Origin of the sequence: Roseibium sp. Sym1 (genome assembly GCF_027359675.1) — a bacterium.
GTDB lineage: Bacteria > Pseudomonadota > Alphaproteobacteria > Rhizobiales > Stappiaceae > Roseibium.
Map to the genome: position 1 here is coordinate 5,374,215 of NZ_CP114786.1, position 14,709 is coordinate 5,388,923.

The following is a 14,709-nucleotide window of genomic DNA, read 5'->3' on the forward strand; positions in this document are numbered from 1 at the left end:
CACAGGCACGCATCACAGGCGGGTTTTCTGAGGATCGGCGACATCGAGAATACGCAATTGCACCTTGGGTGTCCCCTGCCAGGTATCGATCGACAGCGACCCGGCGACATGGAGGTTGCGTCCTCGCCCCTCCAGCAGCATTTTTCCGTGCGGCTTGTCATCCGCCTTGAAACAGATGCCTTTCAGGCCGGTTCCGTCACCGGCGGCGATGGTCGCGCGCACATGCCCCTTGCCGACCACGTCGGCGAAGGAGATCCGGTGGGCCGGAAAGGCAAAGACCGGCTCGGCGTGCCCGGCCCCATACGGACCGGCTTTTTCCAGCAGCTCCAAAAGATCGAGGGTTGCTCCGGTCGCGGTCAATGCAGCGTCAATCTTGAGTTCCCGATGGGCGGAGGCCGTCGCAACGTCCTCTTTCAGTTCGTCGTTGAAAAACGCCTCCAGATCCGCGCTCTTTTCCCGGCGAACGGTCAGGCCGGCAGCCATGGCATGCCCGCCGCCTTTTTCGAGAAGCCCTTCGTCCACCGCCTTGCGGACGACCCGGCCAAGATCCACCCCCGGGATGGAGCGTCCGGACCCTGTTCCCTTTCCTGACGCGTCAAAGGCGATCGCGAAGGCCGGCCGGCGATGCGCGTCCTTCAGCCGGGAGGCAATCAGTCCGACGATGCCCGGGTGCCAGTCTTCAGACCCGGTCAGGAGAACCGCCGGGTCCCTGGCCTCTATTGCCAGGACCGCCTCGGCGCCGGCCTCTTCCAGCATGACTGCTTCCATGGCTTGGCGTTCACTGTTGAGCTGGTCGAGGCGCTCCGCAATGCCCCGCGCCTCGTGCGGATCTTCGGTGGTCAAAAGGCGCGCGCCGAGCGCCGCATCCCCGATGCGGCCGCCGGCATTGATCCTGGGCCCGACGAGAAAACCAAGGTGATAGGGCGCAGGTTTTCCGCTGACGCGAGCCGCATCCGCCAGGGCGGTCAATCCATAATTGCGGCGCTGGTGCATCACCGACAGGCCACGCGTGACATAGGCCCTGTTCAGTCCCCGAAGCGGAACGACGTCGCAGACCGTGCCAAGCGCAACGAGGTCGAGCAGCGCCATCAGGTCCGGTTGCTGACCGGACTGAAAGGCCCCGCGCCGGCGCAATTCACGGTTCAAACCGACCAGAAACAGGAAGGTGACGCCGACCGCGGCCAGGTGTCCCTGGCCGGACAGGTCATCCTGCCGGTTCGGGTTGACCAATGCCACGACCTCCGGAACGGTTTCCCCGACCTGGTGATGGTCAATAACCACAACGTCAAGTGACAGGCGCTGCGCGGTTTCAAAGGCTTCGAAGGAGGTGCTGCCGCAATCCAGCGTCACCAGAAGTTCGGCACCTTCCTGCTGCAGGGCTTCTATGGCCGGTCCGTTGGGGCCATAGCCTTCGATGATCCGGTCGGGGATATGGATCACCGGATCGAGACCCAGCCACTGCAGGTACTTGGCAAGGATTGCCGAAGAGGTCGCACCGTCGACGTCATAGTCACCGAAGATCGCGATCTTCTTGCGCGCCTCAACCGCGTCGGCAACGCGTTCAACCGCAGCATCCATGTCAACCAGCGTGGACGGATCGGGCATCAGCGCCTTGAGAGACGGCTCCAGAAAGGCTGGCGCCAGCTCCGGCAGAACGCCGCGCGCCGCCATGACCCGTGCGAGCACGTCGGGCAGACCATGGGTCTGGGAAATCGCCATGGCAGCGCGCGCATCAGCGGCTGTCAGGCGCTCGCGCCAGGCGTTGTCATTTGCCGACCGGGCGACTCCGAGAACGAGCCGCCGGTCTTCCTCCTCGGAATTTCCCAGCATTCCGTCCCGGCTCAATCCAGATGAAATTTCTCAAGATCCGTGTGCTGGGCCTTGATGTAACGCACCGTACCGGTGGAGGATCGCATGACCACCGTGTGCGTGGTGATGTGGTGGCGTCCGAAACGGACCCCTTGCAGGAAGTTGCCGTCGGTGACGCCCGTGGCGGCGAACAGCACGTCCGGGCCTGCCATGTCCTCAAGCGTGTATTTCTTCTTGATGTCGTCGATGCCCATTCGGTGAGCGCGTTCAACCTGTTCGTCGCGGGTGATCACCAGCCGGGACTGCATCTGGCCGCCGATGCAGCGCAGCGCCGCCGCCGCCAGAACCCCTTCCGGCGCACCGCCGATACCTGCATAGATATCGATGCCGGTTTCGTCCGAATCCGTGGTGTGAATGACGCCCGCGACATCGCCGTCGCCGATCAGGCGTATTGCTGCACCCGTTGCACGGATATCCTCGATCAGACGGGCGTGGCGCGGACGGTCCAGGACACAGGCGGTCACTTCATCCACCCTGACGCCCTTTTCCTTGGCCACAGCCGCGATATTGTCGGCGATCGGGGCATCCAGATCGATCAGGCCGGCAGGATAGCCCGGGCCAATCGCGATCTTGTCCATGTAGCTGTCCGGCGCGTTCAGCAAATCCCCTTCGGGTGCGAGCGCGATCACGGCCAGGGAGTTCGGCAGGTTCTTGGCGCAGATGGTGGTTCCTTCCAGCGGGTCGAGAGCGATGTCCACCTTCGGCCCTTTTTTGGTGCCGACATTCTCGCCGATGTACAACATCGGAGCCTCGTCACGTTCCCCCTCGCCGATAACGACCGTGCCGTCGATCGGCAGCCGGTTCAGCTCCCGCCGCATCGCGTCCACCGCTGCCTGGTCAGCAGCCATCTCATCGCCATGGCCCCGCAGACGGGCCGCCGATACGGCTGCCCTTTCGCTGACACGGGCCAGCTCAAGTGTCAGAATACGGTCCAGTCCGCTCGACGGCTGATTTTCAGTATTGGACATCAACATCTCCAGTCTCTCCCCGCAAGACGCCTGGTCGGGCCCTTACTTGTCAATTCAGTTTTTCGATCCGGATCATCTGCGGCTGCTCCGCCAGTACACCCTTGGACATGACGACGTCCAGAGCCTCCTTGATCGCGACTTCGGTCGTTTCATACGTGATCAAGATGACAGGCTGAGGCATGTCCGCATCAAAACTCGCCGGCATGTCGTCCCTGGCGTGCCGTTTCTGGACGATCGACTCGAGCGAGATTCCGGCTTCCCCCATGCACCGGGCGATCTCGGCAAACGCACCCGGCCGGTCATAGACCGACAGCCGGATGTAATAACCACCTTCATGCATGCGCATCCGCGCGCGATTGTAGTCCTTCAGGTCCGCAGCCGGCATGCCCAGCACCGGGGTTTCATCCCCGCGCGCTATATCGGCAATGTCCGCGACGACCGAAGACGCCGTCGCGTTTCCGCCGGCCCCCGGTCCCACCAGAACGATTTCTCCGACATAATCACCATCGACCGCGACGGCATTCAGCACACCATCAATACGGGCGATTGCCGACGTCTTGGGCACCATCGTCGGATGAACCCTTTGTTCGATGCCGGTTTCCGTGCGCTGCGCAACTCCCAGAAGCTTGATACGAAATCCGAGATCGTCCGCTGCCTGGATGTCGGCGGTCGTGATCGACGTGATCCCTTCCATGTAGATATCGTCGTCGGCGATCTTCGTGCCGAACGCCAGACTGGTCAGGATGGCAAGCTTGTGAGCGGTATCGTTGCCTTCGATGTCGAAGGTCGGATCTGCTTCGGCATATCCGAGGCGCTGAGCATCGGCGAGACAGTCCTTAAAGCTGATGCCGTCGGCCTCCATGCGCGTCAGGATGTAGTTGCAGGTGCCGTTCAGGATGCCATAGACGCGGCTGATGTCATTGCCTGCCATGGATTCGCGCAGCGTCTTGACGATCGGAATACCACCGGCAACGGCCGCCTCGTAGTTCAGACAGGCACTGTTGGCTTCGGCAAGGCCCGCCAGATCCACGCCGTGCCTGGCCAAGAGCGCCTTGTTCGCGGTCACGACGTGCACGCCGCGCTTGAGTGCAGCGCGCACGCTGTCCTCGGCGGGACCGTTGTCGCCGCCAATCAGTTCGACGAATATATCGATATCGGCCTTTTCCGCCATTTCGACGGGATCGGTGAACCAGTCGAAACCCGACACATCGATGCCCCGGTCCCTGGTCCTGTCTCTTGCACTCACCGCAGTAACCGCCACGGCCCGGCCGGATTTGCGGGCAATCTGCCCACCATGTTTGGACAGGAGCTGTACAACGGCGGCCCCCACGGTGCCAAGACCGGCGACGCCTACTTTCAGTGCTTCAGCCATGCGGAAAAAAGTCCAGTTCTAATCAACAAGAGATCGAGGTGTGCAAAGGCATCAGGACCCGGTGGTGCACTGACCTGGCTGCCATGGCGAAACGTCTCCCTGGCAAGACAGCGACCGGAGAAAGGGCCTTCCTCCTCCGGCACGCTCTCTTCCTGAACGGGAGTGCATTCCAACCAGACAATGGCAAGTCCGAAGTCCCCAAAAACCTTAGAGCGGGATGACGTTGTGCAGCTTTTGATCCGCGGTTTCAAGGAAGCGGCGGATATTTCTCGCCGCCTGGCGGAGCCGCTGCTCGTTTTCGACCAGTCCGATACGCACGTATTCATCGCCATGTTCACCGAAACCGATGCCGGGCGCGACCGCCACTTCCGCGCGCTCGAGAAGCAGCTTGGAATATTCCAGACTGCCGAGAGAACGGAATTTTTCCGGGATCGGAGCCCAGCAGAACATGCTGGCCTGGGGCGCCGGAATATGCCAGCCCGCGCGGCCGAAGCTCTCGACCACGACATCCCGCCGCCGCTTGTAGGTTTCGCGGGTCTCGCGGATACAGTCTTCAGGCCCATTGAGCGCAGCGGCCGCCGCGACCTGTATGGGGGTGAAAGCACCGTAGTCCAGATAGGATTTGACCCGTGCCAGGGCACTGATCAGCCGCTCGTTGCCAACGGCGAAGCCCATGCGCCAGCCGGGCATGGAAAAGGTCTTGGACAACGAGGTGAATTCAACCGTGACGTCCATGGCGCCCGGAACCTGCAGTACCGAAGGCGGTGGCGCGGCTTCGTCAAAGTAGATTTCCGAATAGGCAAGGTCGGACAGTATGAAAATGTTGTGCTTGCGCGCAAACGCCACGACATCCTTGTAGAAGTCGAGATCCGCGCAATAGGCGGTCGGGTTCGCCGGGTAACACAGGATGATGGCAATGGGTTTGGGCACCGAGTGGATGACGGCCCGCTCCAGCGCATCGAAAAAGGACGGTCCCGGCTCGGCCGGAATGTTGCGTATCGAGGCGCCGGCCATCAGGAACCCGAACGTGTGGATCGGATAGCTCGGGTTCGGGCTCAAGATCACGTCACCTGGGGCGGAAATTGCCTGCGCCATATTGGCAAAGCCTTCCTTGGAACCCAGCGTCGCGATCACCTGGCTGTCGGGGTCGAGCTTGACGCCGAAGCGCCGGCCATAATAGGCGGCCTGTGCCTTGCGCAGTCCCTGGATCCCCTTGGAAGCCGAGTAGCGGTGGGTGCGCGGGTCCTGAACCACCTCGGTCAGCTTGTTGACGATGTGCTGCGGGGTCGGCAGGTCGGGATTGCCCATTCCAAGATCGATGATGTCCGCTCCGTCCGCTCGCGCCTTCGCCTTCAAGCGGTTGACCTGTTCGAACACATACGGCGGCAGCCGCTTGATCTTGTGGAATTCCTCCATGGCGCGAATCCTTGCGAGTTAACAATCAGACCTGCACCGATCATCGGGACGACGGCGGCGCGGCGGGGCCCTTTTAGCAGCCCGGAAAAAAATGTTCACCCGTCTTTGCAGCCCATGCCGCCTAAATTTGTCACTATTTTTGGAACGGTGTTCTCCCGGGCACGGGTTCCGATCATCCATGCCTTCGGCTCCGTTCGGAACGGCCTGCCGGGCCGGCCGGTTGCAAACATCTGTTCGCATCGCTGAAGGGTAGAGACGGATCTGTCTCAGGCGGCGTTTTTGCGCAGTGTCGAAAACGCGGACGGGCTCGAACTTTTCTTGATGGAGCCGCTGGCCGAGAGGTCCAGTGTGACGATTTGCGCCCTGCCCTGTTTCTTGGCCTTTTCCAAAGCGCGCTCGGCGGTTTCCATGATCTTGGTCAGGCGGGTCGCAACACCGGCGGTGACGACACCCACGCTGATGGTGACCACGAGCTTGCCCGCGGAAGCTTCATGGCAGCCAAGCGCAAACCGGCGGCAAAGACGCTGGGCCGTCAGGAGTGCAAGCTCCTTGTCCGTTTCAGGCAGGAACACGGCAAATTTGGTACCGCCGACATGTCCGCAGATCGCGGTTTCGGCGAGCGTGTCCTTCAGGATACGGGCAAACAGTTGCAGGAGCACGTCTCCCATCTCCTGGCTGTACTTTTCGTTGACTTCCTTGAACTCGTCCATGTCGAACAGGAGCAGGCTGCAGGTCGAGCTGTCCTCCCGGTTCTGCGCACCCCAGTCCTCGGCCGCATTCAGGAATGCCCGCCTGTTGGACAGTCCGGTCAGGTCATCCAGCGACGCCTTTTCCCGGAACCGCAACATGGAACGCTCTATGACCATGGAGGCCGGCAGAACGATGGTCATGATCATCGAGAACAGCAAGGTGACCAGGAAAACGATCGTGAATCCTTCCGGGAAGGCCGACAGGAACGAGGGAAAGAGCAGAATGTTCTGGTTCAGGGTAAACCAGATGAAGCCCGCGCATTCGAGCAAGGTTGTCAGACCCAGCAGGCGAACCGAATACAGCCTGTCCCTGTTTTCCAGGAACGCCATGCCGACCACCCACAGGCCGCTGACGATCAGCGTGCCTTGCACATAGTTGGTGCGCATCAGGAAACTGTCCATGAAGGCGGGAAACAGACACATGGCGAGCCAACCGGTCGCGACAAACGCAAAGATCCAGAAATGGCCGCGCAAACCCAGGAAGACAGCGAACCCGCTTCGGCGCAACCCCGTCCCCAGGAGAATCAGAAAATTGGCTGCAATGATGCTGAAGGCATCCGGGATGGTCCCGCGCATGGCAATCAGCACCGTTCCGCAGGCCGCCAGGAACATGCCCAGGGACCACATGGCCAGACTGCGCCGGCTGTCCGCATTCCTTGATGGCCAGAACAGATAGAACAGAAACAGGATCACGCTGCCGGCGAATTCGGCAATCATCAGGCAGGTGAACAATGTCGGCGTGTCGAGCTTCATCTTAAGGAAAAGCCTTGGATTATCGCCGCTAGCCTAGCCTGCAGTCGTAAAAGAATGCTTATTTGACCACTTCGTAAAAATGCGCATGCACCGGAATAGCTTGCGACCGGAGATTCGTGACCGCGATTCTCCGTTCACGAATCTCCGGAAATGCACGTTTCACCGCGCCGCCAGTGATTCCAGATACGCCTCCGTGGCTTCCCGATCATTCGGGTTGATCAGCCCCGAAGACTGGCCGACACCGACGGGAGGGCCATATCCTTTTGGCGGTGGAACATTTGTGCTGCCCTGCCCCGGATTGGTCTTCAAGGCATCGATGAGCGGGGTCCCCGGCCCCACGGCGCAGCCGGTCGCGAACAGCAGCAATGCGCCCAAGGCCATGACAGTCCCGGCCTTCTGATTTTTCGTCACAAACTCCTCCTCAACCACCTCCCCGGCGTCCATCTCTTTGTCACAAACGTACTCTAGCCAGTGAGCCGAACATGCACCGAAATCCAATCGACGGATCCCGAACCTTGTGTCATAAATAGCTGATAGTTCACAATATCAGCGAAAATATAACAAGATACGCGATTGAATGGACAAAGGCTCTCTGGCCTTCAAAGGGCCGAACGGGTCAGCAATAAACCGGAGGGAACCCCTGCCTATGGCTGATGACCGCCAGCATCCCATGTTGCAGTACATTATCAACAATCCCGAAGCCTTTGCCCAGAATCTGGCCAAGACGATCGAGCAGGCCGGCAAGGCGATGGCCGCCTATATCGAGCCGCGCGAGCAGGGCAAGATCAAGACGGATTCAACGGATGAATTGACGGGTGTGGTCAAGACGCTGGCGCAGGTCGGCGAATATTGGACATCCGATCCGCAACGTGCCATCGAGGCTCAGTCACGGCTTTGGAACGGATATATCGACCTGTGGAATTCGTCCCTGAAACGAATGATGGGCGAGCCGTCGGAACCGGCAGTGGAGACACCGCCGAAAGACCGCCGGTTTGCCGACCCGGACTGGGAAGACAACCAGTTCTTCGATTTTATCAAGCAGCTCTATCTGATCACCAGCAAATGGGCCGAGGATATGGTCCATGACGCCCAGGGGCTTGATGAACATACGCGCCACAAGGCCGAATTTTACGTTACCCAGATCGCCAACGCGGTGTCGCCCTCCAATTTCGTGTTGACCAATCCGGAACTTCTTCGCCTGACGATGGAAAGCAACGGTGAAAACCTCGTCAAAGGCATGCAGCACCTTGTGGAGGACCTGAAATCGGGCAAGGGCGACCTGAAGATCCGGCAGACGGACCCATCGAAATTCAAGCTTGGTGAAAATCTCGGCAACACGCCCGGCAAGGTGATCGCCCAAAATGACGTCTGCCAGGTCATCCAGTATTCACCCACGACGGAAGAGGTGCTGAAACGCCCGCTGTTGATCGTGCCGCCCTGGATCAACAAGTTCTACATCTTGGACCTGAACCCGGACAAATCCTACATCAAGTGGGCCGTCGATCAGGGACATACCGTGTTCGTCATCTCCTGGGTCAATCCGGACGAGCGCCAGGCCCAGAAGAGCTTCGAACACTATATGAAGGAAGGCATCCTCCATACGCTTGACGTCATCAAGAAGGCCACGCGCCAGTCCGAGGTGAATGCCATCGGCTATTGCGTCGGTGGCACGCTCCTGGCCGTCACCCTCGCCTATATGGCAAAAATCGGTGACGAGCGGATCAAGACGGCGACCTTCTTCACCACGCAGGTGGACTTCACCTTCGCCGGCGACCTGAAGGTGTTCGTCGACGAGGAACAGATTTCACTCCTGGAAAAGCGCATGGCCGAGCAGGGCTACCTGGACGGCTCGAAAATGTCGTCTGCCTTCAACATGCTGCGCTCCAATGACCTGATCTGGTCCTATGTGGTCAACAATTACCTGAAAGGCCAGGAACCGTTCCCGTTCGACCTGCTCTACTGGAATTCCGATTCCACGCGCATGCCGGCGGCCAACCATTCCTTCTATCTGCGCAACTGCTACCTGGACAACAAGCTGTCCAAGGGCGAAATGGAAATTGCCGGTGAGCGGCTGGACCTGTCCAAGGTCACGATCCCGATCTTCAACCTGGCCACGCGCGAGGACCATATTGCACCTCCGAAATCGGTCTTCCTCGGCTCGGGGTGCTTTGGCGGACCGGTCGACTATGTTCTTGCAGGGTCCGGCCACATTGCCGGTGTCGTCAATCCACCGGCGAAGAACAAGTACCAGTACTGGACCGGTCCGGAGCCCAAGGGCCTTCTGGAAAACTGGCTCAAGAACGCCGAGGAGCACCCGGGGTCCTGGTGGCCCTACTGGGATGAGTGGATCCGTTCCCACGACGCCACCACTGCCAAGGCGCGCAAACCGGGAGCCAACCGGATGAAAATCCTGGAGGATGCACCGGGATCCTATGTCATGACGAAGGTGTAACGACAGGACACGCCTGCCTTGCGGAGACGATCCGGCCCGAGGCACTCCATCTCGCCGCGCCGGAAGCTGCTGCTCAGCCGAAATGCGCGTCCAGAGGTGTCAGTGTCATGCCGAGCAGCCTGCCGAACTTGCCGGCGCTCATGGGGCGGCCAAAATGGTATCCCTGAACCACCTCACAGCGGCAACTGGCCAGGAAGGCCTGCTGCTTGGCGGTCTCGACACCTTCGGCAACGACACATAGCCCGAGTTCCCGCCCCAGCGAGACGATCGCCCTGGCAATGCTGCGGTCGTTCTCGTCATAGTCGAGATCGCGTATGAAGCTCCGGTCGATTTTCAGCCTGGTCAGAGGAAAACTCTTCAGCGCCACGAGGCTTGAATAACCGATGCCGAAATCGTCTATGGCCAGTTTCAGCCCGATGCGCCGGAAATCGTCCATCAGCTCAACCGCCTGATCGGCATTCTGGATCAGAAGACTTTCTGTGAGTTCCAGCTCCAGATAGCTCGCCGGCAAACCGCTTTCCTCGAGCGCGGCGCGCACATCGGTCACCAGACCGGCGTCGCTGAACTGGCGGGCGGAAACATTGACCCCGACTGTGATCGGCATCAGTCCCGCGTTCTGCCATTCCCTGTTCTGACGGCACGCTTCTTTCATGACCCAGCGGCCCAGGGGCACGATCAGGCCGCTTTCCTCAGCCAGTCCAATGAATTCACCCGGCATCAACCTGCCCAACACCGGATGTTGCCATCTTACCAGGGCTTCGGCGCCAATGATGCGGCCGCTGACGAGATTGTATTGCGGCTGGTATTCCAGGAAGAAGTCGTTGTTTTCGATGCCGGTCCGCATTTCCTCCAGGAGGGTCAACTTGTTGATGGAGCGTTCGGGACGGGTCGGCTCATAGATTTGAAAGCCGTTTCTGCCGGACGCCTTGGCAGCGAACATGGCCTTGTCGGCATTTCTGAGCAACTGGGCCGCATTTTCCGCATCGCTCGGGAAACAGGCAGCGCCGATGCTGCACGTGACGTGAAAGGACAGGTCACCGATCTGGATGGTTTTGGTGACTTCTTCCTTCAGCCGGTTCATGAAACCCTTGAGCTCAGGCTTCTGGGCGGCAGCGCCTTCGACGATCAGGACAAATTCGTCACCGCCGAACCGGATGGCCTGGTGTGCGCCGTCATGCACCTCCTTGATCCGCTCCGCAACAATCATCAGCACCTGGTCGCCGATGGCATGACCGAAACTGTCATTGACGAACTTGAAATTGTCGAGATCGACAAAGACAACCGCGACCGTTTTGCCGGAGTTCCGGCACTCCGCGACCTTTTCCTCGAGTTTTGCTTTGAATTCCTGCCGGTTTGGAAGACCGGTCAGGACGTCATGATTGGCAAGATAGCGGATCTTGCGTTCGTCCCTGTCCCGTTCGACCGCAACGGCTGCCAGACGCGCCGCCTCCAGGGCGAGTTTCAGCTCATGATCTGTCGGGCTGCGCATCTTCTTTGTATAAAGACCGAACGTGCCGAGAATTTCACTGCCCTTTCCGAAGAAGGGAACGGACCAGCAGGACCGCAATCCGAAGGGCTCAATGAGGTCGCGATAATCCTCCCACAGCGGATCCTTCATGATATCTTCGACAATGACACTTTCACGCCTGTAAATGGCGGTGCCGCAAGACCCGCTTTTTGGACCGATGTCTATGCCGTCGGTCAAGGCCACATAATCCTCGTGCAAATTCGGCGCGGCCCCGGCCAGGAGCTTGGTCCCGCTGTCGTCGACAAACATCACCGAACCGAACACGCCGTCGAGCTGGTTTTCGATCGTTACAACAAGGGTTTCGAGAACCTGGTCAAGTGGACGGCCGGTGGCGATCTGCTGGAGCACCTTGTTTTGCCCCTGCTGCAACAGATCGCCACGCTTGCGATCGGTTATGTCGCGCGACAGACCGACAATCCCGACCACTTCGCCCGCATTGTTGCTGACGGGAAACTTGGAGGACGCAAACCACTTGCGTTTGCCGTTCGCCAGAATGGATGGCTCCTCGAAGTCGATCCGCGGAATGTTCGAAGCCATGATCTCCTGTTCAGCGGCGAAGAATTTTTCGGCCGTTTCACGGGGATGCAATTCGAGATCCGTCTTGCCGATCAGCTCCGAGGCGTCGTCGAGTCCAATATCGATGGCCACCTGACGGTTCGCCATTACAAACCGGGAGCTGCGGTCCTTCACATAGATATAATCGGAAACCTCATTGAGCAGTTTGCGAAGCCATTCGCCGTTCAAATTGAGCTGCACAGTCTCCGAAAGCGTTTCAAGGCGATTCAGCCGGTCGAGTTCCGCCGCCAGGAACGCGAATTCGTTGTTGCCACTGACATCTTCGTAATCCTGGCTTTTTTTCGCGACCATTCTTCAGCCCATTTTGACATCACCTCAGTCAGGCATGTAATGATTTTCACCGATTTTCATTAAAGAAACAATGAATTCACCCTTCGAAGACAAAATAAATCCATTCGAACATGCCTGCCCCCGAACAACGTGATATCGATTATTGGCAACTCCGATGCAATAATTTCCTATAGTTATTTTTTACAATATTTTACTTTCATATTCCGCCGAAATTACTGTCACTAATATCGATTCTCGACCAATCACTCCATAGAAAGCTGATTGCCAAGGGTCCTGCTGACCGGGTATGATCGGGAAACGACGGAAATCCGGCCCTGACATATGCAAAGTTCACAACCTCACAGACTGCAGATCTCAAGGACAGGCAATCATGCCGCGTCCGGCGCGCAAACGCCGTCCCTGTTGAAATACGCCCAAACCGGCAAACCGGCATCGGCAACGGCCGTCCTGTCCAAAGTGCTCGCGCCCGCGGTTTTGTCGCTCGGTTTGTGGTCGAAAGTCTGGTTGGGGGGCGCATTCGCCGGGCTCCTTTGCCTGGTCGCCCTGATCTTGCTGGTTCTGGCCCCGAAGTTCCCCGGCATGAATATTGTGCGGTTCAACTGGGCACGTCAGGTGGGCTTCGGTGAAAAGATCTGGCTGAACCGGATGGTCATCCCCGTGCCACAGGGACTGAACTACCGTTTGACCACCCTTTACATGGTGTTCTGGTCGGGCGTTCTGGTGGCCCTGTGGGGTGGGCTGGCCACCCTGCCTTTGCTGTCGGCAACCGGGCTTGCGGTCGCGTACAGCGCGCAATTTGCCTGTTTCGTCAAACTGATCCACCTGTACCGGGTGATGAAGGACAAGTATCCGCTTTACCGGTTCTGGTCGAAGGCAGCGGTCAACGACAACTCCGCGGCGGCGACACATCCAACGCACACGAACAAGAAGTCTGCCTAAACCGGCTGCCCGTCGCGCGAACGAGGCCAAGTCAGTCCGGTGCGCTCAAATCGAGATTTACCAAAGCGACAAGAGCGAATGCGGCCAGAATGACGCGGCCACGCGGACCGGCCATGCTCTCCGGGACTTCAGACACTTGACGCATGTCGAGCACCCAATCCCTGCCCTGAACAAAGCGCTTCAGGCCAGAGAGGAGACCTCCGCCGGAAGAGCGGTACCGCTTGACCAGACTTCCGACGGCCTCTCCTTTTTGTGTCAGGACAAGTCCCTCTGTCTGGCCGTCCAACATGGTCCGGATCACTTGCTGGCCGAAACTCTCGGGATTTACGAGTTCGAACGTTCCCGCTGATCCGGTGATTGAAAGTCTCCATCCCTGTGACAGGGCACCATGACCCGTCACCTCTGCCAGGCTGAACCCTGCATCCGTCAGGAGCTCCCAGCGACCTGCCCCGGTTTTCTTCCGGCAGATAAGTTCCAGGAGTTCACCTGACCGGCATCGGACCCGCGTGACGCCGCGAATTTGCGGCTGATCAAGATCGAAGGTCGCTTCAGGGTCCTCTCCGGACGGCGCCCCATCGGGGAACAGTCTGAATTGCCGGCTCACGCCATCTTGCAGCGGCATGCTGCCCGGTGTCCTGGCAAATCGAAGACTGAATGGAGCGCTCATGTCCGGTTCTCCACCGGTCAAACCGTCTGGCTCCGCCTTTCCGCGAGCAGTCCGATATAGGTCAACGCGACACTTGCCCCGGCTATCGACGTGATGTCGGCATGATCGTAGGCCGGCGCCACTTCGACCACATCGCCGCCGACAAAATCGATCGACCCGAGACCGCGCAATATGGACAGGGCCTCGCGCGACGACAGGCCTCCGGAGACCGGTGTGCCGGTGCCTGGCGCGAAGGCCGGATCCAGACAGTCGATATCAAATGTCATATAGGCGCGGCCGGCACCTACCCGCGCCTTGATCCGCTCGATCGTCCCCCCAATTCCGAGTTCGTCCATCTCGTGGCCGAAGACGATTTCAACGCCGCATGTTTCCGGAGCATGTGTTCGTATACCAATCTGAATCGACCTTTCGGGATCGATCAATCCTTCACGAACCGCCCGTCCGGTAAACGTGCCATGGTCGATCCGGTCTCCCTCGTCCGGCCAAGTGTCCTGATGCGCATCGAACTGGACAAGACCGAGTGGCCCGTATTTGGCGACATGTGCCTTGAGCAACGGATATGTGACGAAATGATCGCCGCCGATGGAAAAGAGATGCGTGTCCGCATCCAGAATCTCTGCAGCCTGCGCCTCGATGTGACCTGGAATATCCGCGTTGCGGCCGTAATCGAAGACACAATCGCCGTAGTCGACACAGGCCAGCGTTTCGAACGGATCCATGTGAAAGGGATATTGGGGATCGCCATCGAAAATGGCTGACGCCCTGCGCACTCCCTGTGGGCCGAAGCGTGCTCCGGGCCGGTTCGACACCGAGGCATCGAAAGGAATGCCCAGAACCGCCAGATCAACTCCGGACAGGTTGCGGCTGTAGCGGCGGCGCATGAAGGACAGCGCTCCCGCGTATGTGGGTTCGTGCGAGCCCCCCTTGATATCCTGTCCCAGAAAGGCGTTGTCGGTCGGGCGCGGCAATTCGGATGACATGGCTCTGTCCCTCAACTCGTATGGGCTTCAAGACTGACGAATATCATGCCCGCAGGAATTGTCGCTGGCTATTTTGGGAACGAACCGCCGTCTCTCAACTTCCAGGTCGGGAAGTCAAATTCCGAAGAACGTCTGGGCCCTGTTCGTTT

The 14,709-nt window shown here is 59.2% G+C and carries 11 protein-coding genes; 2 read left to right on the forward strand and 9 right to left on the reverse strand.

Going from position 1 to position 14,709, the window contains the following annotated elements:
• Window positions 1-12: 12 nt before the first annotated feature.
• The 6 genes from recJ to O6760_RS25010 form a co-directional block, all read right to left on the reverse strand.
• The gene (recJ, locus tag O6760_RS24985) at window positions 13-1,830 is read right to left on the reverse strand and encodes a single-stranded-DNA-specific exonuclease RecJ (RefSeq protein WP_269582361.1); all 1,818 of its coding nucleotides are present in this window, start codon (window positions 1,828-1,830) and stop codon (window positions 13-15) included.
• Between the two features lie 11 nt (window positions 1,831-1,841).
• On the reverse strand, window positions 1,842-2,837 hold the full coding sequence (gene glpX, locus O6760_RS24990; RefSeq protein WP_269582362.1) for a class II fructose-bisphosphatase: 996 nt from the start codon (window positions 2,835-2,837) through the stop codon (window positions 1,842-1,844).
• Window positions 2,838-2,886: 49 nt separating this feature from the next.
• The gene (locus tag O6760_RS24995; protein ID WP_269582363.1) at window positions 2,887-4,209 is read right to left on the reverse strand and encodes a homoserine dehydrogenase; all 1,323 of its coding nucleotides are present in this window, start codon (window positions 4,207-4,209) and stop codon (window positions 2,887-2,889) included.
• A 207-nt stretch (window positions 4,210-4,416) separates the two neighbouring features.
• Window positions 4,417-5,625 (reverse strand): LL-diaminopimelate aminotransferase, encoded by a 1,209-nt coding sequence (locus tag O6760_RS25000; protein WP_269582364.1) that lies wholly within the window; start codon window positions 5,623-5,625, stop codon window positions 4,417-4,419.
• Window positions 5,626-5,891: 266 nt separating this feature from the next.
• Window positions 5,892-7,127 carry a GGDEF domain-containing protein gene (locus O6760_RS25005; protein ID WP_269582365.1) on the reverse strand — a complete coding sequence of 412 codons (1,236 nt, stop codon included), beginning with the start codon at window positions 7,125-7,127 and terminating at the stop codon, window positions 5,892-5,894.
• 159 nt (window positions 7,128-7,286) lie between these two features.
• The gene (locus O6760_RS25010) at window positions 7,287-7,625 is read right to left on the reverse strand and encodes a hypothetical protein (protein ID WP_269582366.1); all 339 of its coding nucleotides are present in this window, start codon (window positions 7,623-7,625) and stop codon (window positions 7,287-7,289) included.
• 148 nt (window positions 7,626-7,773) lie between these two features.
• Here O6760_RS25010 and O6760_RS25015 point away from each other — a divergent pair, with 148 nt between their 5' ends.
• Window positions 7,774-9,579, forward strand: coding sequence for a PHA/PHB synthase family protein (locus tag O6760_RS25015; RefSeq protein ID WP_269582367.1), 1,806 nt, complete (start codon window positions 7,774-7,776; stop codon window positions 9,577-9,579).
• 73 nt (window positions 9,580-9,652) lie between these two features.
• On the opposite strand, the gene O6760_RS25020 is transcribed toward O6760_RS25015, so the two are convergent.
• Entirely contained in the window at window positions 9,653-11,974 is a 2,322-nt protein-coding gene (locus O6760_RS25020) for a putative bifunctional diguanylate cyclase/phosphodiesterase (RefSeq protein ID WP_269582368.1), read from the reverse strand.
• Window positions 11,975-12,295: 321 nt separating this feature from the next.
• Between O6760_RS25020 and O6760_RS25025 the strand changes: the two genes are divergently transcribed.
• Entirely contained in the window at window positions 12,296-12,913 is a 618-nt protein-coding gene (locus tag O6760_RS25025) for a DUF6653 family protein (protein ID WP_269582369.1), read from the forward strand.
• A 31-nt stretch (window positions 12,914-12,944) separates the two neighbouring features.
• On the opposite strand, the gene O6760_RS25030 is transcribed toward O6760_RS25025, so the two are convergent.
• Entirely contained in the window at window positions 12,945-13,580 is a 636-nt protein-coding gene (locus tag O6760_RS25030) for a hypothetical protein (protein ID WP_269582370.1), read from the reverse strand.
• Window positions 13,581-13,597: 17 nt separating this feature from the next.
• On the reverse strand, window positions 13,598-14,560 hold the full coding sequence (gene speB, locus O6760_RS25035; protein ID WP_269582371.1) for an agmatinase: 963 nt from the start codon (window positions 14,558-14,560) through the stop codon (window positions 13,598-13,600).
• Between the last annotated feature and the right edge of the window lie 149 nt (window positions 14,561-14,709).